General features: G+C 36.5%; 16 protein-coding genes and 6 pseudogenes. 2 read left to right on the forward strand and 20 right to left on the reverse strand.

What is annotated here, in order from left to right; translation table 11 throughout:
- Positions 1–17: 17 nt before the first annotated feature.
- From ACEWFJ_RS19125 to ACEWFJ_RS19135, 3 genes are all read right to left on the reverse strand, one after another.
- Positions 18–1,550, reverse strand: a complete 1,533-nt coding sequence (locus tag ACEWFJ_RS19125) for a fatty acid--CoA ligase family protein (RefSeq protein WP_473689545.1) — start codon at positions 1,548–1,550, stop codon at positions 18–20.
- A 136-nt stretch (positions 1,551–1,686) separates the two neighbouring features.
- A complete protein-coding gene (locus ACEWFJ_RS19130) occupies positions 1,687–2,676 on the reverse strand; it encodes a lipoate--protein ligase (protein ID WP_473692598.1) in 990 nt (329 codons plus the stop codon).
- Positions 2,677–2,685: 9 nt separating this feature from the next.
- The gene (locus ACEWFJ_RS19135) at positions 2,686–3,420 is read right to left on the reverse strand and encodes an MBL fold metallo-hydrolase (protein ID WP_473689546.1); all 735 of its coding nucleotides are present in this window, start codon (positions 3,418–3,420) and stop codon (positions 2,686–2,688) included.
- 190 nt (positions 3,421–3,610) lie between these two features.
- Here ACEWFJ_RS19135 and yhfH point away from each other — a divergent pair, with 190 nt between their 5' ends.
- Complete coding sequence (gene yhfH, locus ACEWFJ_RS19140) at positions 3,611–3,739, forward strand: protein YhfH (RefSeq protein WP_429708253.1); 129 nt, start codon at positions 3,611–3,613, stop codon at positions 3,737–3,739.
- 40 nt (positions 3,740–3,779) lie between these two features.
- Here yhfH and ACEWFJ_RS19145 read toward each other — a convergent pair.
- Positions 3,780–4,790 (reverse strand): annotated as a pseudogene (locus ACEWFJ_RS19145) (LacI family DNA-binding transcriptional regulator).
- 410 nt (positions 4,791–5,200) lie between these two features.
- Between ACEWFJ_RS19145 and ACEWFJ_RS19150 the strand changes: the two are divergent.
- Positions 5,201–5,728: a DinB family protein gene (locus tag ACEWFJ_RS19150; protein WP_473689547.1), complete on the forward strand. Its 528-nt coding sequence runs from the start codon at positions 5,201–5,203 to the stop codon at positions 5,726–5,728.
- A 145-nt stretch (positions 5,729–5,873) separates the two neighbouring features.
- Here ACEWFJ_RS19150 and ACEWFJ_RS19155 read toward each other — a convergent pair whose 3' ends face one another.
- The 16 genes and pseudogenes from ACEWFJ_RS19155 to ACEWFJ_RS19230 form a co-directional block, all read right to left on the reverse strand.
- The gene (locus ACEWFJ_RS19155; protein ID WP_429718620.1) at positions 5,874–6,101 is read right to left on the reverse strand and encodes a DUF2187 family protein; all 228 of its coding nucleotides are present in this window, start codon (positions 6,099–6,101) and stop codon (positions 5,874–5,876) included.
- 194 nt (positions 6,102–6,295) lie between these two features.
- Positions 6,296–8,134, reverse strand: a complete 1,839-nt coding sequence (locus ACEWFJ_RS19160) for a YhgE/Pip family protein (protein WP_473689549.1) — start codon at positions 8,132–8,134, stop codon at positions 6,296–6,298.
- 113 nt (positions 8,135–8,247) lie between these two features.
- Entirely contained in the window at positions 8,248–8,643 is a 396-nt protein-coding gene (locus ACEWFJ_RS19165; RefSeq protein WP_473689550.1) for a YhgE/Pip domain-containing protein, read from the reverse strand.
- Positions 8,644–8,826: 183 nt separating this feature from the next.
- On the reverse strand, positions 8,827–9,399 hold the full coding sequence (locus ACEWFJ_RS19170; protein WP_429708243.1) for a TetR/AcrR family transcriptional regulator: 573 nt from the start codon (positions 9,397–9,399) through the stop codon (positions 8,827–8,829).
- Between the two features lie 264 nt (positions 9,400–9,663).
- Positions 9,664–11,990 (reverse strand): annotated as a pseudogene (locus ACEWFJ_RS19175) (DUF6359 domain-containing protein).
- A 414-nt stretch (positions 11,991–12,404) separates the two neighbouring features.
- Positions 12,405–13,347, reverse strand: a pseudogene (locus ACEWFJ_RS19180) (nucleoside hydrolase).
- Between the two features lie 232 nt (positions 13,348–13,579).
- Complete coding sequence (gene hemY, locus ACEWFJ_RS19185; protein ID WP_473689551.1) at positions 13,580–15,001, reverse strand: protoporphyrinogen oxidase; 1,422 nt, start codon at positions 14,999–15,001, stop codon at positions 13,580–13,582.
- 22 nt (positions 15,002–15,023) lie between these two features.
- A pseudogene (hemH, locus tag ACEWFJ_RS19190) lies at positions 15,024–15,960 on the reverse strand (ferrochelatase).
- A 12-nt stretch (positions 15,961–15,972) separates the two neighbouring features.
- The gene (gene hemE, locus ACEWFJ_RS19195; RefSeq protein WP_473689552.1) at positions 15,973–17,019 is read right to left on the reverse strand and encodes a uroporphyrinogen decarboxylase; all 1,047 of its coding nucleotides are present in this window, start codon (positions 17,017–17,019) and stop codon (positions 15,973–15,975) included.
- Between the two features lie 179 nt (positions 17,020–17,198).
- Positions 17,199–19,300 (reverse strand): annotated as a pseudogene (locus tag ACEWFJ_RS19200) (transglycosylase domain-containing protein).
- Between the two features lie 208 nt (positions 19,301–19,508).
- Positions 19,509–20,126, reverse strand: coding sequence for an anti-sigma factor (locus ACEWFJ_RS19205; RefSeq protein ID WP_473689553.1), 618 nt, complete (start codon positions 20,124–20,126; stop codon positions 19,509–19,511).
- 129 nt (positions 20,127–20,255) lie between these two features.
- Complete coding sequence (locus ACEWFJ_RS19210) at positions 20,256–20,798, reverse strand: RNA polymerase sigma factor (RefSeq protein WP_473689554.1); 543 nt, start codon at positions 20,796–20,798, stop codon at positions 20,256–20,258.
- A 131-nt stretch (positions 20,799–20,929) separates the two neighbouring features.
- The gene (locus ACEWFJ_RS19215; RefSeq protein ID WP_473689555.1) at positions 20,930–21,421 is read right to left on the reverse strand and encodes a COG4315 family predicted lipoprotein; all 492 of its coding nucleotides are present in this window, start codon (positions 21,419–21,421) and stop codon (positions 20,930–20,932) included.
- A 258-nt stretch (positions 21,422–21,679) separates the two neighbouring features.
- A pseudogene (locus tag ACEWFJ_RS19220) lies at positions 21,680–23,118 on the reverse strand (PH domain-containing protein).
- Positions 23,111–23,587 carry a PH domain-containing protein gene (locus tag ACEWFJ_RS19225; RefSeq protein ID WP_098306027.1) on the reverse strand — a complete coding sequence of 159 codons (477 nt, stop codon included), beginning with the start codon at positions 23,585–23,587 and terminating at the stop codon, positions 23,111–23,113. The pseudogene ACEWFJ_RS19220 and the gene ACEWFJ_RS19225 overlap by 8 nt, the downstream one beginning before the upstream one ends.
- Positions 23,588–23,767: 180 nt before the next feature.
- Entirely contained in the window at positions 23,768–24,484 is a 717-nt protein-coding gene (locus tag ACEWFJ_RS19230; RefSeq protein ID WP_473689556.1) for an EcsC family protein, read from the reverse strand.
- Between the last annotated feature and the right edge of the window lie 15 nt (positions 24,485–24,499).

Below are 24,499 nucleotides of genomic sequence, written 5' to 3' on the forward strand. Positions count from 1 at the left end.
CATTTTCATATTCCCTTCTACACTTGCATCGCCTTCTCTTTTAATGCCCTTCTCAAAATCTTTCCTGTCGTATTTTTCGGAAGTTCTTCTAAAAATTCAATACTGCTCGGCACTTTATATTTCGCAAGATGTAATGAACAGTACGCCATAAGCTCTTCCACTGTAACAGCATTCGTTTTCAGTACAACATACGCTTTCACTGCTTCACCTAAACTTTCATCTGGAACACCGATGACAACAACTTCAGCAACAGCTTCATGCATATATAACACTTCTTCTACTTCGCGCGGGTAAACATTATAACCGCCAACAAGAACGATATCTTTTTTCCGGTCTACAATGTAAAAGTAACCTTCTTCATCCATTTTTGCTAAATCACCTGTATACAGCCAGCCATCACGAATTGTTGCTGCTGTATCCTCCGGCGCTTTGTAATAGCCCTTCATTACATTCGGGCCGCGAACGATTAATTCTCCAACTTCGCCAACTGGTACTTCCTCACCCATTTCATTTACAACTTTGTTTTCCACATTCTGAACATTCGTTCCGATTGAACCAGGCTTACGCGAACGATCAAGCGGATTGAAACAAGTGACGGGCGATGCTTCTGATAATCCATACCCTTCCGAAACAATAACATCAAACCTTTTTTCAAAGTTTGTAAGAAGGGCAACAGGCATAGACGCACCGCCAGAAATACAAAAACGAAGTGTATGAACATCTTCTGCACCGGCGTCCTCATATAAATATAAATAATTGTACATAGTCGGTACACCCGCAAATATCGTAGCTTCGTATGTACGGCAAATACGAAATACTTCTTTCGGGCTAAACTTTGGCAACATTAAAATTGTGGCTCCGTTTACAATCGGTGCATTAACAGCAACCGTTAAGCAGAACACATGGAACATCGGCAGCGCTGCAATTACACGATCATGCTCTGAATACTGTAAATACGAAGCGACATCGCTTGCATTACTGTATAAATTTTTGTGCGTTAACATTGCTCCTTTTGGCTTTCCTGTCGTTCCAGATGTATATAAAATAACGGCAACGTCTTCTTCTTGTATATCTGGACCTTGAAAAGCGAGATCTCCGCCCGCCACTAATTTCGTAAACGTTTTCATTTTTTCAGTTTCTTCATGAGTTGAATTTGCTGAGGTTTCACAAATGATGATGTTCTTGATGGAAGGAAGTCTTGATGTAAGTGATTGCATAACTGGTAGAAGGATGTCGAGTGTGATGATTGCTTTAACGTCTCCATTTTGTAAAATGTAATATAGTTCATCTGGTGTATAAATAGGATTGACTGGAATAACAGTGGCTCCTGCACGCATTGCCCCGTATAAACCAATTAAAAAGTGCGGTGAATTCCCAACAATTAATGCGACATTATCCCCTTTGCCAATACCCATTTTTGCTAAACTACTAGAAAACTTAATGACTAATTCGTTAAATTGGTCATAAGAGACCGATTGATCCTGAAATATATAAGCCGGCTTGTTCCCTTTCATTTTCACCGTTTCGGCTAATGATTGAACGAGATTCACAAAACCCCCACCTTTTATAAGATTTTAAAAATTCTAAATACATTATATTAAAAGAAAATTAAGGGTGCAAGTTACATTTCATCAAACAAATATAAAAAAACAACCATACGTAAGATATGGCTGTTTTTTTATCTACTTAAAAGAATAAAGATAAGAAATCTTCTTTTGTTATATTACCAAAATAACGTGGCACTTCTACATCTGCTAGCGCCTCAGCAAATGCTCCCTTATCAAATACCTTACCACTTAAACGTTCTTCAATGTCGTGTACATCTTCAACACCGAAAAAGTCCCCGTAAATCTTACATTCTGAGACTACACCTTTTTGTACTTCTAACCGAACATCTACTTGTCCAACTGGGAAACGTTGTGAATGCTTCAAGTTAAATTTTGGAGACTTCCCGTAGTTCCATTCCCAATTCCGATAACGTTCTTCTGAGATTTTATGGATTTCTTTCCAGTCATCTTCCGTTAATTCATATGTTGGAATTTCACTTTCTCCTTCAAAAATATTTTCTAAAAGGAGCTGTTTAAATTCTTCAATTGTAATTTTCTCATTTAAAAACTCCGCAATATTTGCAACACGGCTGCGAATTGATTTAATTCCTTTTGATTGAATTTTATCCATTTTTACATTTAATGCAGATACAACATGGTCAATTTCTGAATCAAATAATAACGTACCATGACTAAACATACGGCCTTTTGTCGCAAACTGAGCGTTACCAGAAATTTTTCTTCCTTCCGCTAAAATATCATTACGGCCGCTTAATTCTGCGTTAATACCTAATTTTCCAAGCGCTGCTGTAACCGGTTCTGTAAACTTTTTAAAATTGTTAAAGCTATCTCCATCATCTTTCGTAATAAAGCTGAAGTTTAAATTTCCTAAATCATGATACACAGCGCCGCCTCCAGAAAGACGTCTTACAACATGAATTCCCTTTTCACGTACATAATCAGCATTAATTTCTTCTACTGTATTTTGATTCTTTCCAATAATAATAGATGGCTCATTGATGTAAAACAGTAAATACGTTTCGTTAATATTTAAGTTTTTCACACAATATTCTTCAATCGCTAAGTTAATCGTTGGATCTGTAATTCCTTTATTATCAATAAATAACATCATTTCACCTCAAGATTCCCAAACGTAACCGCTATGAGCAAGCACCGTGCGGCCGTTAAAAATTTGTTTTGCTTCCGCTACTAAATCAGATAAATTGCCTGTATGCGGCAAATGAGTTAAAAGCAGCTCTCCTACATTTGCTTGTTTTGCAATTTCTCCTGCTTCTGTACTATTCATATGCCCAGCTTTTGATCCATCTTGATGCGCATACATGTTACATTCACAAATAAATACATCTGCATTTCGTGCAAATGAAACAAACTTTGGCATGTAACTAGAATCTGCTGTATACACAACAGTTTTCTCACCAGCTGTAATACGCATCGCAAAACATATAGCAGGATGCACCGTTTGTAAGAAGGAAATGGAAAATGGACCAATTTGTAATGTGTCCGCTGGGTTGTAAGGAACCCCTTTTGTATACGGTGTATGTGTTAACGATGCAAATCCTTTTGCATCAAAAGTATGGCCATAAATCGGCAGTTCTGGTAATACACCATTTGTCATACTTGTGATTAAGCGCGCATATTGAAGTACCCCAATATCAGCAACATGATCGTGATGATAATGTGATAACAGAACCGCATCTATATCAGAAGGCGTTATGTATTTTTGAAGCTGTGCTAGTACACCGCTGCCACAGTCGACGAGTAAACGAAAGCCATCGTGTTCAAATAAATATCCAGACGTTGCTTCTCCCGCTTCTGGAAAACCGCCCCAAAAGCCAACAACTGTCATTTTCATATGTATTCATCCTTTCTAATCCCTTAATCATTGTTTTACATACTCTGTTTCACTTTCTATTCTCCATTCTTAACTATAATGGATTTTCTACACATTTTCATTATTTCTAAATTTGTTATAAAACAGTTGTTGACTTTAATCATTTGTACTAATACAATAATAGTAACAAATGGAAATGGAGGGATTTACCATGATAGATCAACCAATGGAGTTCTTCAGAAATTTACCGGCAAAAACTTGTTCCCAATGCGGAAAAGAGATTGATGAGCAACACGAAGCGTATCATAACAAATGCGACGATTGTACACACGAAGAATAATAGATTGTAAACATAAGAAAAACCTAGCAGATATCATCTACTAGGCTGGCATCATTGTACCTTTCACCGTTGACCCTTTCACCAAGAGCTCCAGTTCAAACTCGTACACTTCTTTATTTCGATAATTTTTCGTATGAATTTTATCCATCATCAGTTCTACAACTTTACGCGCCATTTCATCAATTGGCTGATCGATTGTTGTAATACCTGAGTCTGTAATTTGTGATAAGAACTGATTATCAAAACCAACTACAGCTAAATCGTCAGGAATGCTCCAGTCGTGTTTGTTTGCTTCTGTGATAATTCCTGCTGCGACTTCATCTCCCCCTGCCAAAATAGCGGTAGGATTTTTTTGTCTTGCAAAAGCTCATAAAACATGTTTTTTCCATCTTCAACAGAGTAAGCGCTTTCAATGAAATCAATTGACTCAACTTGTTTGCTTTTTTCTGTTACAGCACGTAAAAACCCCATTTTTCTCTGCTGATTTATCACCTTTGTCTCTTTCCCCCGACAGAAGACAAGATGACGATATCCTTGATCTAACACATGCTTCGCTGCTATGTAAGCTCCTTGTGCATGATCAAAGTTTACAGTTGGAATGTTTGCTTCTTCAATATATTCATTGCATAAAACAATTGGTCCATGTTGTAAATAAGGCTCAACATCCTCCCACTGATTTTCAAGTGAACATAAAATAATTCCATCTACTTGTTTCGTAGATAACAATTGTAAATACTCCATCTCTTTTTCTGGTAAATATCTTGTTTGACAAATAATCAGTTTATATTTATGATCTGAAGCTACAATTTCAATTGCCTCAATAAATTTACTGAAAAAAGGATCTGTCACGCGCGGAACCAAAACTGCAATCGTTTCCGTCTTTTGCTTACGAAGTCTTCTCGCCGCAGAATTAGGAACAAATCCAAGGTGCTTCATCGCTAATTGTACTCTCTTTTTTCTCTTCCGATACATACGGATGGTTATTAATTACCCGAGAAACCGTTGTTCTTGATAACCCCGCTAATTTCGCTACGTCCTCGATAGTCGACACGAAATTCTCCCCCTTTGAATGAAAACGTTTTCTTATTTAGAATTATATAGTATATAATTGGAAACCGCAAGACACCTTGACGGGAATTTACTATATTAATATTGTAAAAATTAAAAACTAGTAAATTAACGCTATAAACTGCAGGAAAAATGGCTCTATAGTTCGAATTTATTTTTGTGTTGCAATTAGTAGTATAAGATAAGCTTATAAACTGAGAAAGGATGATATATGAATCAAACAGACCGTTCACTTTCCATTATCCGGAATTGTAACAAAAAAATCGTAACAGCAAACGCTTTAGCAAAAAAATATGTAATTCTTCATTCTTACTGCTGGCATAATGGTATCAGCAATACTTCTTTATATTAAGAGAAAAGAACTTAATTATAATAAGAAAGGAAGTATGTAACATGAAAACAAGTGTAGTTTTGGAGAAGTTTGAAGAGTTAGCAACATATTATATAAAAGAGCTGGAGAAGTACCCATTAGAACTATTGATACAAAAACCTTCCGATGAAGAATGGTCACTTGGACAAATGTACAATCATCTAATTTTATCAGCGTTCCATATGCAAATAGCAGCTATTGAAAAATGTGCAAATCAAACAGCTGCTATTGGCGGGGATAAAACAGACGCTGGAGAAAAAATTTACGCAATGGGAGCATTTCCTCCCATCCAAATTAAAGTACCTGATCGCCCTGGATATACACCAGACAATCCAACGAATAAAGAAGACATGAAACAAGGTCTGTTACAACTTATCGAAAAAATGAAAGAAATTGAACCAAAATTATCAACTATTCCAGGTGATTTTAAAGTAGAGCATCCACGCTTAGGTTATTTAAACGCAGCGGAATGGTTTCAACTTATTTATATGCATTTTCAGCATCATCTTCGTCAAAAAGAAAGACTCGATCTATTACACGTTAATGGGTAAAAATTTCTCTTTTACCACGATATATCGTTATCCAAAATACAAAAAGCTAGCACTTTGCTAGCTTTTTTTGTGAAGAGACTAGGAACCCTTATTGAAAAGGCTTTCAAAATTTATTTTCTCTAATAGAGAATATTTATCGTATTCATCATGAAACATTATCTCTCGAAATTTCTATTTTCTTGTACTGATCATGTTTTACCACTTGGCGAGCTTCGATATCTTGATGCTCTTCATTCTTTAACATTTCTGAAACATCTACAACAACTGTATTTATTAAAATGTTTACTACATATCCAGTTAATTTTAAGGATGGGTTATCACGATAAGGAAACTGAACATAATCCCCAATGTTTACTTTGTTCATTTGTTCCATAATAAAAACCTCCTATATGCACTTTATGTTTTTCCTTTATAGTTGTTTCAGCTTTTTCGCCTATTTTTCCTTCCTAATAATACACTTTATTAATAATCATGCAAAAAATACCTGAAAATGCAAACAAATATGCATAAAACCACTCTTTATAATATGAAAAATCCTAAAGGCCACAAACCTTTAGGATTCTTCATTTATTCTGTTTCCGCAAATTTTCCGAATTGACGTTTATGCATCCAAGTTAATGTACCAATTGTTCCAAGTGATAACAGAACGATAAAGATCATTAAAATACCTGCATTGTGCCACATAAAGCTGAAATCTCCACTTGAAATAACTGCTTTAAATCCTGATACAGAATATGTCATTGGGAACCATGCGTTAAATATTTGCAATGGTTTTGGAATTAACTCAAGTGGGAATGTACCAGCACTTGTTGTTAACTGTAAAATCAATGTCAAGATCGCAACAAAACGTCCTGCATCGCTGAAAGCTGTTACTAAAAATTGAACTAACGCAATAAATGATAAACTTGTAATAATGCTAAACAATACGAAGTATGGAACACTTTGTACTTCAACACCTAACCAGAACAGCAATATCGCATCTGCAATAAGTGCTTGAATCACACCAACTGCAAAAAGTACACCAAACTTACTAATAAACCAGCTAAATCCTGATTTCGGTATACCAACTGTTTCACGTAATGGGAACACGATAGATAATAACAGTGCTCCAACGAATAAACCAAGAGATAAGAAGTACGGTGTAAAGCCTGTTCCGTAATTTGGAACTTCTGCTTCCTTCTCAGTTTTCACTTTCACCGGAGCAGCGAACATGTCGTATTTCTTCTCATCGCCTTTTACTTCGCTCGTTTCTTTAGCGCCCTCGCCAAGTTTTGTTGCGAGTTCTTTTGAACCGTCGTTTGCTTCGCCCAATCCATTCGTTACTTGACCTGAGCCTTCTTGTAATTGAGCTAAACCACTTTGGAAATCTCCTTTTGGATTTACGAATTGACCTAAACCACCTGAGATTTGTTGTGAACCGTCAAGTAAAGCACTTACTCCACTTATTAATTGACCGGATTGACTCGCTAATTCATTTAAACCGCCTGTTATTTGCCCTGATCCAGTTGCTAATTGATTTAAGCCAGTTTGGAATTCCCCTTTTGAATCTACTAACTGGCCTAGTCCTCCTGTTACTTGCCCTGATCCAGTTGCCAATTGATTTAAACCAGCTATTGATTTTTCCGACAGCTGATTGATTCCTTTATTTAAATCACCAGCACCACTTGCGAGTTGTGTTGCTCCAGCTTCAATTTTTCCAGCACCTTTTTCTCCAGCTAGCCCTTGTACGCCTTGTGCAACTCCTGCTGTACCTTTGGAAACTTGTTGACTACCTTCCATTATTCCTTGAACAGCAGGCTGTAATTGTTTTCTATATTCTTCTGGTAAATTTTTAATTTGTTCATTTAAATCAGCTAAGCTTTTTGAAACCTGTTGAGCTCCTCCTGCTGTTTGTTGCGCAACACCACTTAGTGTATCTGCTTGTTTCTTCCATTCAGATACCCCTTGTGAAAGTCCAGAAGCTCCTGCGCTTATCTCTTGTGCACCTATTTGAGCTGCTTTGAATCCAGATTGATAGTCACCTTGTGGATCAGTATACTGATGTAATCCATCTGTAATTTGTTGCGAACCATTCAATAACTTACCTAAATTTGATTGCAATTTCCCTTTAGGATTAGTTAGTTCATTTAAACCACCTGTAATTTGTTGTGAACCATTTAATAACTGATTCACTCCACTCGGCATAGCACTTACTTTACTATTTAACTCACCTAAGCCATTCGTAATTTGATTAGAACCTGTTGCTAATTGGTTCAATCCATCATTCGCCTTCTTAGTTAAGTCACCTAAGCCATTTGTGATTTGCTGTGAGCCATCTTTTAATTGACCAGTTCCGTCATGAAGCTTACCCGCTCCCTCACTTGCATCAGCAAAACCTTTAGAAACATCTTTTAATGAATCAAACATTGTCTCAGCATACGTTTTCGTTACTGAATTTGCTACTTCACCTTTGATTTTTTCAATGGCTGATCCACCAATTTGTGAAGATAAGAAGTTTAAACTTTCATTTGGAATGTACTCTAATTTTGATTTTTAGGGTTTTCATCCAACAGTGTTGTTGTATTTTTAGAGAAATCTTTTGGAATGCGGATCGTCATGTAATATTTACGATCGTCCATTCCCTCTTTTGCTTTTTTGTCGCTGACAAACTCCCATTTGAAGCTTTTATTTTCTTTTAAATTATCAACAAGTTCCTTACCGGCTTCAATCGGTTTTCCATTATATACTGCACCTTCATCAAGGTTTACAACTGCAACTGGTAAATCATCTAATTGGCTATATGGATCCCAAAACGCCCATAAGAACATACCAGCGTACAATACTGGAATAAATAATACTGCAATAATTGGAACTAAGATTTTTTTGCTTTTAAGAATCGTAGCAAACTCTTTTCCAAGCAATTTAAATCCTCGCATTGTTTCACTCTCCCTCTAAATTATTGACTACTTTGTTCATTTAGTCAGTTTTTGTAAAAAAAGAAGAAAATAACGACCAATTCATCTTCTCGTATGCGTTGCTATCTTCTTACAATTCCGCCTCCACTAACTCATGACCGAAACGTTCACTTGGTCATATTTTATAATAATAAGAGGATTATCTTATTTTGACAATCCCTTTAATAAATATAGTTCAAAAAGTTCAGCGATATGCTCTTTTTCTAACGGTTCGTGATACTTTTCCCAGTCAGAAATAAGCGATACATACAGATGAAGCATGATAAATGCGGTAATTTCTGGATCACATGCTATAATTTCACCTTTTGCAATTGCAACTTCAAGACGAGATTTAATAAATGTAATAATTTCAGAATCCAATTGCCGCATAACATCTTGCACTTCTTTTGTGCCCATATCTCGCTCTTCTTGAATAAGCTTAATCATAAGTTGATGGTCTTTACGGAATTCTAAAATGCTATATAAGGCACGATGTACATTTTCAAAAAATGATACATTTGAATCAATTGCTGTTTCTGCGACTTGCTTCATTTCGTTAATTAAATTTGAAATGATTTCACCAAACAGCTCTTCTTTATTTTTAAAAAACGTATAAATTGTCCCTTTTCCAACATTTGCAAGTTTCGCAACTTGATCCATTGTTGTTGCCTTATAACCAAAAGCGGAAAAAGATTTTGTTGCAGCTTCAATAATTGCTCGTTTTCGATCAATTGCCATGTTGTCACCTCCAATAATGACCAAATGAATATTTCGGTCAATCAGTACGAATATGATATTATCATATCTTTCCAATGTTTTCAAGTTTTATTTTAAACGGAAATTCAGCATTACTTCTAAAAAATAAAATTCATTATCCCTCATTGTATCAAAAAATAACAAAAGTAAACAAACACACTCGTCTGTACGACAGACGAGTGTGTTTTATCCCGCATGAACGGGCAGTAAGACCCCCACTGATGGAAGCTTCACTTTATCTTTCCCTTAAGAAGCTTTCTTTAAATCCACCTGTGCAAGTACCGGATCATGATCACTCATGCGTCCATCCTCTTCCATGACATTTGCATTTAAATGAACTGGATCAACAATGGTGTGCGGTGCAATGTTATTCGTTACGAAAATATGATCTAACACTTGTGCATTTCCGTCATGAATATACGTATAGCGATTTTCTGGCGGAACTGTTTCAAGCATTTCTTTCATGATGTCTCCCTTTAATGCTTGCATTGGTTTAGAAAATTCAAAGTCATTCATATCACCGACTACAACAACTGGTGCATTTGCATGTCGTCCCTGAATACCTTTTACGAAACCATTGACTTCCTCAGCAAGTTGCACACGTTTTGCTTCACTTTTTAGTACAAGCGGCTGGATTTTTCCAAACGGCGGTGCATCTCCTAATTTAGAGTTTAAATGATTGGAAATAACAACGATGTTCTGGCCTTGGAACGTAAACTCAGCAGCTAACGGTTTACGTGTATCGTCAAATAATGGATTGTTTTCTCCAATTCGTACAACATTTTTCTCAAGTAAAACCGGCTTTTGTGCTAATTTCACACGAGATGGATTATAGAAGAAACCAACACGAATATTTGCTCCTGGTGCACCGCCATCTTTATTGTTTTCTGGTGCAATCTCTACATACTCATACTTTGGTCCGTGAATTTCCTGAATCGCATCAATTAAACGTTTTGCACTAAGTGATGCATCTGTTGTACCGTCATTTATTGTTCCATTGTTATCTTGCATTTCTTGAACACCAATAATATCTGGCATCTTTAAATTGTATTTAATTGCGTAAGCAAGACGTCTTACTTTTTCATCGGACGTTTCTTTTATATTTGCTGAGAAGTTCTCAATGTTATATGTTGCAATTGTTAATTTATCAAGGCGCGGTTGAATATTTGCACCAAGTTGTTTAAATCCACCATCTTGCAGCGCTGGAAGCTCTCCGATTGGGGCAATACGATAACTTCCGTAGTCGTAACCAACTATACCTGTTACATCTCCAAGAAGTTGATCTCCTGCTTTTGCTACATAATTACGTGCGACCTTAACGGAAAGGCGCTCTGGATTTAAATTGTCAGCTTGCAGCAGCGGCGTCCCGAATTTTGTTGTTACTTTCTGACTGCCATTAGCAATCGTTACATACAAGTTACCGTTTTTTGCGGTGCAATCACTTTTGGTTGTGGCAGTGTTACAAGCATTCCTTCTAAACTTTCATAAAAATCAATTGCATCTTCTGCTGGATCAAACATACCGAATCCATCATTATCAATGACTTGATCTGGTATTTTCACACCATTTTCTCCTAATACAACTGCTTCTGGTAATTTTTGATTACTCGCTTTAATTGTAACTTGCTTTGCTTTAATTTCTGTAATCGATAAATCTGTCTCAAAACGTTCTGCATATCCTGGCCCAATAAATTCCTCAACTTGTCCATCTACAGAAACTAGGTCACCTACTTTCACGCCCCCATCTTTCTTATAGACATAAATTCCTTCTGAAGTAGCTGGGTCTTCATCAGACTGGGGATCTTGCATATAAAATCCATACTTATCTACTTGTGTAACAATACCTGTAACGACTTTTACATCTTTTCCATCATAAGCAGAAACGTGCGATTTCCCTTGAATATCATGAATGCGAATAGGGTCATTTTTCACAATCGTAAACGAGAATGTTGCAATGCGAGAATCTTCAAATCCCTCTTTCACTGCAATCGCTTTAATGACACTATTTTCATTAAGTACAATTTGTTCATTATAAAGAATACTCTGAGCCGTTGGATTTGATCCATCTAATGTGTAATAGATAGCAGCACCTTCTGTTGCAGTTGTTAATGTTACAGCTGTTCCTTTGTCTACTTCGCCCCCATTTGGGTTAGCGATTACATCGCTCACCTTATGATTCTCATTATCTTGAAACGCATAAGCTGTAACAGATTTTAACCCTGGACTACTAAAATAACTATCTAACGTACCTGTTAAACGCACTTTTTTCCCTATATTTTCTGGGTGATCTTTTACATTCACTGCTTTACGAACTTCACCTATTGGAAGCTGAACTGGCATAATTTTATCCGCGTTTATTTCATCCGGAGAAGCAGCAATTGCAACATTTGTATCTCCAAATTTCGCTGGGTCTTTCGTATATTTACCTGGATTTTGCGTGTACCCAACAATATACCCCTCTACAACCGCTTGTTTCTTTCCTTGCTGCTGAAACAATTGAATTGCTTCATCAACAGTTAATACTTGTTCCTGTTCAGCCTTCGCTACAATATCTGTTACTAACACAACGAACACGAGTGAAAAAAAGATGATTGCTAGCTTTTTCAAAGAAATCCTCCCCCTAAATGTTTGTCCTATACTCTAGCATGTTCTATCATAGCAGGGATTCTTTATAAAGAATATTATATTTGTTAGAATTTACAAAAAATTAACCTCTTACTTCAGTAGGAGATTAAACTTTCTTTCTATGAACATATGATGAATCCAGTTTACTACTTTCTACGGAGTCTTTTATGACTTTCTTATGTGTTTACCCTTGCGTTTTCATCGCTAGGCGTACGCCATCTATGGAGTACACGATTTTCTTTTTGTACCACCTGTTGTTTAAATTCTGCAGAACGATTTCGTCTTTACATTACAAGAGCCCCCTACTTGACCTTAAGTATAAAAACTATAATGGTATTTCACAGTCCTACATACGATTTTTCACTAAAATAGCTCTCCAGTCATTACAGTCATAAACTCCTTAAAAAACTGTTCGTAATTCATATGTATTGCGATCCTATGTTTTGGACGATTACCGAATGTTTCGGGTTCCAAAGTGGATCTAAAATCTCCTATGCTTTGTCCTCGTAAATTACCAGGTACATTGACCATCACAGACGATTGGTAGTACGTAAAAATATCATCACGATTAAGTGCAATCAAAGTCAGCGCATCATGAACCGGGCTACCTTGTATTCCAGGAACTTTTTTTGATAAAATTGATAATAGTAATAGTCTAAAAGAGGCTTTAAAAACTTAGTTTTTCCTTTAGAATGGATATAATTAACCATTTCTGGTGTTACGATAGCTGATTGTGTAACATTCAAAGGATAAATTGATAAATTTTTTGCGTATCTCATTACAATATTAGCCGCTACAGGATCACCATGAAAATTAGCTTCTGCAATTGGAGTAACATTCCCTGGATATAGAAAAGCCCCCCCATGATATAATAAGAATGGACATTTTTCATCACATCTCCATAAAGAAGAAATAAGGTTGCAAGAGAAGTTAATCTTCCAGTATTCACGATAATAAGTTCATTTTTGTACTGGTTAATAAGTTTGAGAACTTCAAAAAAATTCTCAAACATTTTAAGTTCTAGTCCTGGTTGAATGGGTCCTATCCCAAATTTCCCATGAACTTCTGGGTAAAAAGTTTCAACTTCTGCAGTCATGGAATGTTCTGCCCCACCAAAAACCTTTATATATTCTTTTCCTACACTTTTAAGTAAAAAACGAACATTTCTAATAGCTTCTGTTTTGGGTACATTCCCATAGTCCGCAACAATTCCTATAACATCAATTTTATCTGTTAAATGGGCATATGTAAGAGCTATCGCATCATCAATTCCAAAATCTCCAAAAAACAATACTTTTTTTCCCATAAAATATTTCTCCTTAACTTTATTAACTTTTTAAAATAAGTATAATTGGGGATTATAATATAGATTTGTCCTATACCTTTTCAGAGCCATGTGTACTTAGTTAGCTTACTCTTTCGTGAAAAAAGAACAATTTCCTTCTATTACAATGAATGACAATCCAACACAACAATCACTTGAATACGAACAGGAACACTACAATAAAAAGCATCCCTAATGAATAGGGATGCTTCTGTTATTGTGCTATTAACTCTTTTTGTTTCGTTTGTTCTAAATAAGATAACACATATTTCACCGCTGCTTCGCCTTGATCAATACAATCTGGCAATCCAGCGCCAGCATAAGAGCTTCCTGCTAAATAAATGCCAGGTAATTCTTCATTCATGAACTGTTTTAAAGTTTCCATACGCTCTTTATGACCAACCGTATATTGCGGCATCGCATCTTTCCAGCGGCTGACAACAGTAAACTCTGGCTCAGCTGTTATATCCATCGTCTTTTGCAGATCTTCTAACACGACACGAACCATTTCTTCATCTGTCTGCTCCACAATTGCTTCATCACCAGGGCGTCCCACATAACAGCGCAAGAGCACTTTTCCTTCCGGCGTCGTATGCGGCCATTTTTTATGCGTCCATGTACATGCTGTAATCGTAAAATCACTATTACGAGAGACAACAAATCCTGTTCCTTCAATATCACGCTGAATCGCTTCTTCTGGGAACGCTAACGCTACATTCGCAACTGACGTAGATGGAATGTTGCGGAAAAAACGGAACTGTTTATATTGAGAAAACATCGCTGGCAACCACTTATGAGATGCAGCCATAACAATAGCATCGGCTTCTATTTCTTTACCATTGCTAAGTGTAATGCTATAACAATCACCAATTTTTGTGATTTTTTCAACGCGCGTTCCTTTCATAACCGTTTCATCTTCTAATCTTTCTTCAATTGCATCTACAATGGATTGTAATCCTGTTTTCAACGTTAAAAAGATTCCTTTTGCCTTCGCGTCCTTTGGCTTTTTCGGTGCCAATGTACGCATACCGAGCGAAATACTGCGATATTTTTGTTCTACTTGATAAAACTGCGGGAACGTCGACATTAAACTCATCTGATCAATATCACCAGCATAAATGCCTGATAACAACGGCTCAATTAAATTTTCAACCACTTCATTTCCTAAACGGCGACGGAAAAAATGACCGAGTGATTGATCCGATATTGGCTTAGAACGAGGAAGCACAAAATCAAAGCTTGCTCGCACCTTGCCGATAGGAGAAAATAACCCAGAAAATACAAATGGTTTAATTTGCGTTGGAATCCCCATCATCGAACCGCTTGGAATGCCATGCAAACGATTATTTACAAGAACAAACGATTTTCCTGTTGCATTGTTGACAAGTTCATCGCCAAGATTTAATTCTCGTGCTAACCTTGCTGCACTCTCTTTTCGCTCTAAGAACGAATCTGGACCACGTTCAATTGTAAATCCGTCTTTTTGCAATGTTTGAATTTTCCCTCCGAGCCTACCTGATGCTTCAATAAGCATCGTATCAATCGGCATTCCTTGTTCACGAATTTCTTTTTGTAAGTAATATGCTGTTGTTAAGCCGGAAATCCCGCCACCTATAATTACTACCTTCTTTTTCAAGTCTGCTTCCTCCTTCCTCGCTTTATGAAACTGCACTCCACTTTTTTATAACAACATCTGCTAAACAAGCAATAAATGCAGCACTTGCATTTGGCATTTCTGGACGATAATACTTTGCATTTATTTCTTCTGTTACAATTTTACATTCAATATCATTGTCATATAGTACTTCTAAATGATCTGCAACAAATCCAACAGGTGCATATACAAAAGAAGTGTATCCATATTTCTCATGCAATTCACGTGTTAAATCCTGCACATCTGGCCCAATCCATGGATCTGGTGTATTACCGGCACTTTGCCAACCTACTGCATAATTTTCCACTTCAGCTCCGCGGGCGATATAATCAGCCGTTTCACTTAATTGTTCTGGATACGGATCACCAAGCGCAATGATTTTCTCTGGCAAACTATGCGCTGATACGATAAGAACAGCTTTTTCACGCTCTTCAGCTGTCATTGTTTCATATGTTGCTTTTACTTGGTTAACCCAGTAATCGATAAATTTCGGTTCTTTATGCCAACTGTCAATACCATGAATTTGCAAGCTGCCAAGCTTTTTCTGCTTCTTCTTGCGCTCTTCCTACATACGACTTTACGCTGAATGTAGAATAGTGCGGCGCAAGAACAAGGGCAATTGCATCTTTAATTCCATCTTCGCGCATATTCTTCACAGCATCTTCAATAAACGGCTCAATATGTTTTAAGCCGAGATACATTTTAAACTCTACTTCGTCTTGCATTTCATTTAAATACGCTTCTAACTTTGTTGCTTGCTCAAGCGTAATCTTTGCTAGAGGAGAAATGCCACCGATTGCTCGGTAGCGTTCTGTTAGCTCTTCTAACATTTCTGCGCTTGGCTTTCTTCCTCTGCGAATATGTGTATAGTAACGTTCAATATCTTCTTCTTTATAAGGCGTTCCATATGCCATCACAAGTAAACCGATTTTCTTTTTCATGCGGCTTCTCCTTTACTTCGCCAACTGTTCTCTTGAATAGTCGTGTATGAATGCAGTCATACGTTTTAACGTCTCTGGATTTACCTCTGGGAATACACCATGTCCTAAGTTAAATATGTATCCCGGCTGTTTCATTCCTTCGTCTAAAATCGCTTTTACATGCGTTTCAATAACATCCCACGGTGCAAGTAAAATAGATGGATCTAAATTTCCTTGCACAGCCTTTTGAATACCGCGCGCACGCGCCTCTTCAATCGGCAGACGCCAGTCCAAACCGACAACATCAAGTGGCAAGTCATGCCATTCATTTGCTAAATGACTCGCTCCAACGCCGTGCATAATAAGCGGTACATTCATAGGACGAAGCTCTGTGAAAATACGCTCCATTGCTGGTTTAATATATAAGCGGTAATCCGCAACATTTACTGTACCAACCCAAGAATCGAAAATTTGGATTGCTTTTGCACCAGCATTAATTTGCGCTTTTAAATACGTAATCGTCATATCTGCAAGCTTATCCATTAGCGCAAACCATGCTTTCGGCTCTGCATACATAAACGCTTTCGTTTTATGATAATTGCGAGACGGTCCGCCTTCAATCATATAACTTGCTAGCGTAAACGGTGCTCCTGAAAATCCGATTAGCGGAACATCAAGCATTTCCGTTGTTAATAAACGAATCGTATCTAATACATATGGAACGTCATCTTCAGGATGAATTTCTCCTAATTTTTCTACATCTTGCAGCGATTGAATAGGATTATCAATCACAGGCCCAATTCCAGATTTAATCTCTACATCCACACCAATCGCTGGAAGCGGTGACATAATATCTTTATATAAAATAGCAGCGTCAACGTTATATTGATCAACAGGCAGCTTCGTTACATAAGCACAAAGCTCTGGCTGATGTGTAATTTCAAACAAAGAATACTTTTCTTTAATCTTTCTGTATTCCGGCTGAGAGCGACCCGCTTGGCGCATATACCATGCTGGTACATAATCCGTACGCTCTCCTCTGCATGCTTGTAAAAATGTTTCATTAATTTGTCGTACCAAAACCCTTGTCCCCCTTTTTCTAATCCACCTAACGAATCCTATCCTTTTTATCTTTTCTTACTATACAATCTGTAAAAACAAAATGTACAACATTATGTACGATGTTCATGAAATTGACACAAACATATGTCTAAATCCCTTCTTTTTTCGGAACATTTTCATTATAGCACAAGCTGAATTTACGGCTTAACCTCTTTTGTTTTTTCTCCTTCTCGATTCGTTTGCGGATTAAATGGTACAACATAAAAACGAGGTGCTTTAAAAACGTTCATAAACTTTACTTCATATTCACCTTTTCCTGTTACTGTATCTACATGAGTTGCTTTCCCATTGTCTATTTTGTAAATTCGATATTGAACTCTCTTATCAGGAAGTTGATTCCATGTTAGTTTTGCTGTAAATAAACCAAGCGGGGTAAACATTAACTTAGCTTCTAAACCATCCACTTTACTTAAGCGAATCGGCATCCCAATTGTTTCAACACCGCGTGGCTGTACAAATTTCTTTTCATCTTGTACATTTACTTTCGCTAAAATTGTTTTAAATAGTTTTGTTGGATAGGCACTGCTGCCACGCACATAATGTTTGTCATCAGTGCGGTCATACCCCATCCAAACAGCCCCAACTAAATCTGGTGTATAACCAACAAACCAAACATCTCTTGCTCCGTTTTCTTGATTTGGCAAAGAGGTTGTTCCTGTTTTCCCAGCAAGTGCTCCTTTATATACACCATCTTGTGCAGTTCCTTCTTTCACAACGCCTTCAAGCATTTTTGTCATATACCAAGCAGTTTGCTTAGAAAAAATTTTTATTTCTTTTCCTGTTGCTTGTCCAATGATTTCTCCGTGTCGATTCAACACCTTCTCAATTACATGCGGTTCAACGATTTTTCCACCCTCTACAAATGCACGATACATTTTCACAAGTTCAAATGGGAAACTCCTTCTTTTAAACCGCCAAGCGCAGTACTAAGACCGTGTTCAGGAATATAGATATCTCCTTTTTCTAAATATCGCATTCCTTCCTCCACGCCAATTTCATGCAGAAGAGATACAGCTGGGACATTTGTCGATTCTAATAGCGCATCATACATCGTTACTTCCTTCGAATATTGATTGTTGTAATTGTGCGGTTCATAGCCATCAAACGAACTTTGTTCATTTGTTAATAAAGAATACGGTGTATATTTTTTCGTTTCAAGTGCTGGTGCATATACGAGAAGCGGCTTTAATACAGATCCCGGCTGCCGCTTTGCGTAAATTCGATTTAACCCGCGTGCTAAGTAATGCCTTCCTCCAACTGCGGCTCTTATCCCGCCTGTTTTACTATCCATTAAGAGAACAGCACCTTGCATCTCATCGTCTTGCATTGGAAAATTACGGACATTTTGCAATTGTTCATACGTTACCTTTTGCATCTTGTCATCCATCGCAACAACAAATGTATATCCTCCGCGCAATACTTCTTGATGAGATAATCCATACGTACGAGCTGCTTCATCGACTACCATATCGATATATGGCATATAAGCAAGCTTCTGTTCATTTCGATTTGTATGAAGAGCAATCGTTTTCCCTTGATAACGAACTGTTTCTTCTGCCGATAAATATCCTTGCTTATGCATTAACGATAAAATCAAATCCCGGCGTTCCTTACTTTTTTCAGGATACAAAAACGGAGAATAGCTATTCGGTGCTTTCGGAAGAGCAGCGAGCATCGCACCTTCTTCGACCGTTAACTGCTGCGCGTCTTTATTAAAATAAAATTTTGCAGCTGCTTGAATGCCGTATGCCCCGTGCCCAAAATAAATATGATTTAAATACATTTCTAAAAGCTGCTGCTTCGTATATTTCTGCTCCAAGTGAAACGCAATTGCAACTTCCTTCATTTTGCGAAATAACGTTTTTTCATGTGACAAAAAGACATTTTTCACAAGCTGCTGTGTAATCGTACTCCCGCCTTCTACTTTCTCTCCAGCTAAAATATCTTTATAAAGTGCTCGTATAATAGAAGAAAAATCAACACCATGATGTTTATAAAAACGTGAATCTTCAACAGCTAAAAACGATTGTTGAACAAATGTTGGGATATCTTCAATATGTACCAATTCTCGATTTTCCACGTAAAGTTTCGTGATTTCTTTACCCTTCTGATCAACGATACGTGATGAAGAGTGAAATACAAGACGCTTTTCATCCATCATATAACCACCAGCAAATATAATCAGTTTATATAGAACAATTGCAAATATAAAAATTGAAACAAAGCCAATGAGAAACATCTTTGTATTCTTCACGCCTCACCCTTCTTTCCAAATGATGGTACGTTTATTATTTGAAAAAACATATCCTTTATGTATCATCTTCGAAGGTTTTTACAGGTCTTGGTATCATGAATAAAAATAAAGTGAAACTTCCATTAGTTGGGGTCAAGCCCTCCACTAATGGAAGTTTCACTTTAAAAAATTTGAATTCACTACAACATATGTTTTACGTTCCTAGTATCTTTTTACCAAGAGGTTTCGTACTATTCGAATCTGGCTCAAGTGTAATACCGATGTTATCAAAGGACTGTGTTTGTGAAATTTCATATGTCAGAAGTCCTGAACCAGTTTCATCAGGTTTAAAGATTCCAGCGTTTTTTCTTTCTCCATCTTTTAATAACCAAACTTGATACACTTCTGAATTTTTTACTTGTGGCAAATGATCAGCTTGTACAACTAATTTTTTCTTATCTCCTTGTTGTATAACAAACATATATCCCTTTGTATTTTCATGGTTTTGATCGTTTGATACTAATGGACGAGTAGAAATTACTTCAATTGGATCACTGTTTAATCCATGCTTAGCTAAAGGTTGTACTTTTAATTGCGAATTTTCGATTGTTAATGCTACTGTAATCACTAACATTGTTACTAGTAATCCTGTTGCCAACGGTGTAAATTGTTTTTTTAGTAAAGCCGTCCATTCTTTCAATTTCGCTGTTACTCTGTTATCTTCATTCGTTTGTTCGTCTGCAAATATAAAATCAAACACTTCAGCTTTTAATGTGGCTGGTACTTCTTTCTCCTCAAAATCGAAATGCAGCGCTTCCCAAGCTGGCTGCATTGATTGATACTCAGCTTGACATTTCGGGCATACCTTTAAGTGTTCTTTAAACTTTTTTCTTCTTTATCATCAAATGTATTCGTAACGTAGGATAATAAATGCTCACATTCTCTCTCCATACTATCCCCTCTATTCTAGATATTTTTTTAATTGCTTTAAAGATTGATGAAGACGACTTTTCGTGGTTCCCAATGGTTCATCTTCCATTTTAGCAATCTCACTAAGGGAATAACCTTTCCAATATAGCAAGTCGATTAATCTTTTTTGAGACGTAGACAAATTCTGCTTTGCCTTTTGAATTTCAACACTGTGCAGCTTTTTCTCGATTTCATTCTTTGAATCTGCTATATGTATAGGTTTTTCAGCATCATCAAACTTCCTATACATAAGTTCTTTATTTTCTTTTCGGACATAATCAATACATATATTCCTCGTAATAGTAAGTATCCAATTTACGAACTCACCTTTTGAAGGATTATACATACTTTTCGTTGTCCAAAGTTTTAAGAAAACTAATTGAACGACTTCTTTTGTTTTGTCTTCATTTCCTTGGAAAAACTTAAAAGTAAAACTATATATCAACTTAATATATCGTTCATATAGTTCTTCTAATGCGGGACGATAGTTCCTTTTTACTAATTGCATTAACTCATAATCATTTTTTTCTTTCATTCTCACCTGCACTCCCTGTTTTTTCATTCATTTCTGATAATTCGTAATTTATTTAATTATATAATTCAGGAAGAAAAATAGGAACCACCAACAACGCTGGTCGCTCCGTTTAACAGAATATTTACCACTGTTTACTGTTTAAATGTAGTTTCACTATTCAGCACAAACCATATATCTTTAACCCCTTGTCCATTTATATCTCCTTTTGATTTATCATTCGCAAAATAGTAAAGGGGATAGCCTTTATACGTTACTTGTTGTTCTTTCGTATCTTCTCTTGTTATCGTAGCAAAGTCTTTTTTATCAAATCCTTTTGGCACTTCAAAATCTTTTGCAACAAATGGCGGCCAAAGTTTTACACAGTCACCACTACAATTACTTACCTTAGATGTGTCTTTTGCAAAATAATAGAGTGTCTTTCCGTTTGAATCTGCTAAGTATTTTCCAACCTTATCGTTCTCTAATAATTGTAAACTAAGAGATTCGTCCTTATTACTAGAAACTTCACTCACGTTTTCTCCACTCGTTTTCTTACTTTGAGCCTCTTCTTTCTTATCGCTATTACACGCTGTTAATAAAAAAATGCTCGCTAATACTGCTACAACACATTGCCATGCTTTCATACTGACTCCTCCTTCAATTTTTTATTTATATGTAAGGTAACGATTGAAAGATTGAATCGGTTTTATAGAAAATAAAAAAAGATGCAAGCCTTTCCTTCTGCTTACATCTCTTTCTAACTCTATCAAATTTATTCTGCTATTCGCAGGCAGTAAGCCCCCACTGCTGGAAGTTTCACTTTATGTAAACTGAAGAATTTTTATATGTTTCTATATATTGAATATCGTTATATTAACAACACTTTATACTCAAACGCTCTTTCAGTCTACAACTATTTTTTCATCTTTTTGCTTATACCAACTATGCATCTTCTCCGCATCTTCTAATCTCGTATGCTTTAGTTCATAATGCCGTCCCGCACCTGATGATGCAACCGCAAACATATACGTACACAATTGATCTTTATGCTGGAAGTAAGACTGACTTTTCTTCATCGATTGAATATGTCTTTTTCTCACTAATCCCGTATATTTAGCAATGCCACGATATACAATTGTGAACTGATTAGGTTGCAGTGCATATCCGCCTGTTGTAAATTTTCCATATCCAAGAGCTGTAAAAAGAATAAACAATAGAATTAACACAAATAACCCTATATATTGTTTAAAATATATACTGACTCCGGCAATCGGTATTGCAAATATCATACAAATAATCCAACTATTAATGAGGTAGCGACGCAGTGCAGCCTTTGGTAAATGTGTTACACGCTCCTCTATTTTGTATGGTAATTGCAAGTGCTCAAATAATTGTTGCACGTCCTTTTTTTCATAAGGGGATGAAGCGTGACATTCATTTCATTTTTTCCAACGCTTTGAATTACTTCTACGTGCACCGAGCAATAACCAAACGGTTGGCGAAGCAACGCTTCTTTAATCGTAATGGCTTGGATCCGATGCAACTTTAACACAAGTTCCTTTTTCTCAAATAGCCCTTGCGAAATGCGAATTTCATCTCCTCTTCGATAAACAGTAAAATTCGCATGTTTAAATGCATATGAAAGTGTTGAAATAACCCATGAAAATACAAGTAAAATTGCCGCCATATACATCCAGCCGTACATATCACTATTTTCCACATATTTTTCGACTGCATTGATAAGATGCTGTGGAAGATAGTCTTTTAGCTCTTGCGCAAATATGAAAAGAAACGAAAATAACAACCCAAACTGACCGGATGTAATAGATGCAAGAAGAATTTCTTTTACTGTTAGTTTATAAACAGCTGTATTTGTTTCATTCGTTTGCGCATGCTGTTCTTCTTCTAACCGATTTTCTATTTTCGCTTCTTCATTTAGAAGAGAAATTAAATGCTTTGCCTCATCATTTGTAATCCCTGCTAAGCTTACCTCTGGTTCATGGCCTCCACCAGCCGTTTCAATTTTTAATTTCGTTAAACCTAACAATTGATAGACAACATTGGAGCTTGTATTGATTGTTTGCACACGCTCTTTATTTAAGTAGCTTTCTTTTTTCACAAATAATCCATGTTTAATATGTAGAGTATTATTTTCAATCCAATACACTTTGTAATACCATTCAATCATAGTAGAAAGAATGGTAAATGCGAAAATCCCAAATGGAATCAAATACCAAAATGGAAATTTACCTTTCGTACTAAAGAGAAGTAGAAATGTTGGCAGAAGATCTTTAATCTTTAATTCGAATAAAATGGTAATTGGATGCTGCCTCTTATACATCTTCATCACTTACCTTCGCCAGTTCAGAAATTTGACGTTTTAATTGTTCTGCTTCTCTCATCGTTAAACCAGGAATACCGTGCGTCATTGCAGCTGTAGATACTTTTAATTCTGTTAAGCCATACTTACGCATAATTGGACCTTGTTCAATCGTTATGTGCTGAATACGAATCATCGGCACTAATACGCGCTGAACAACGAACATTCCATGTTGAATTTCCATCTCTTCTTCATTTAATTGATAACTATGATAGCGTTGACGTAAATTTGGAAAAACAAGATAGCTGAGCGGCGCATACGCAAGAAGCCCTATTACAAGCGCACCAAATATCCAGCCTGTCCAATCAAATTTAATCATAAATATAAAATAAGCAATTGTAATAATAAGACCGACTCCAGATGTAATAAGCGAGCTAATTTGCCATACCCGTACCATGCTGGAATGAATTTGATTTTCTAATGGTTGCATCGTTTCACCTCTATTTCATCATCTAGTACATCTTTTCTATGAATCTATAACCTTAGTTACCAAACTGCATTAATCATATAAAAAACATAATTGGAAAACAAGTTATTTTTAGTAAATGTTTTCCTTTTTTGAGGGTATAAAAAAACTTTCGCATCTATATAGATACGAAAGTTTTCTATGTTATATCATGCCTTGTTGCTGTAAGAAGCGCAGCCGATAGCAGTTCATTGTCACTTCACCGAGCCGCTGTAAAAGTTGATAGTTCGCGTACGCCCCCACCGGCGCACCGATAATTGGTACAAGCTGCAGCATCTTGGCTAAGTCAATATAATCCCGGTACTCTTGCTGAAATTTCTCCCAATCAATATGATTTTCTATATTCGTATCCCACGTTTCAATAGCCTTCCATATTTCTTTGCGATGATCATCACTTGAGAAAGCGAGTTGGAATACATGAAGAATGAATAACCGCTCTTCTTTTTTACTCGTATCATAGCCGTACAATGTCGCCGCATCAAATAAAAATTTAATTTTAATGCTAAGCAAAAGTGGGAAGTCAGCAAGACCGAGCAAGAAACCTCCTGCTCCTGTTCCAGCTCCTTCCGCAGCTGCAATCTTTTTATATTCATCCATTTTCTTTAGCACTTCTTCATCTCTTCTTTGCAATGACCAATCCGTTTCTTTTAACTTCGGTTTGATAAAATTTGAACCGATGCTAATTCCTTGCACCATCGTTTTAATCGTTTCTGTTAATATGTTTTGCACTTTTGCTGGAATGAATTGCTGCACTTTCGTTTGCATTGCTTTTGAAAAACGTGTCATTGCGGAAGAGTTTTTTATAATTTTTCTTTTCCACTGCTGCAATTCTAAGATGACCTTTTGTTCATATTCAGTCATACTTTTCTTCCTTTC

The organism is Bacillus sp. EA-CB0995 (assembly GCF_055814245.1).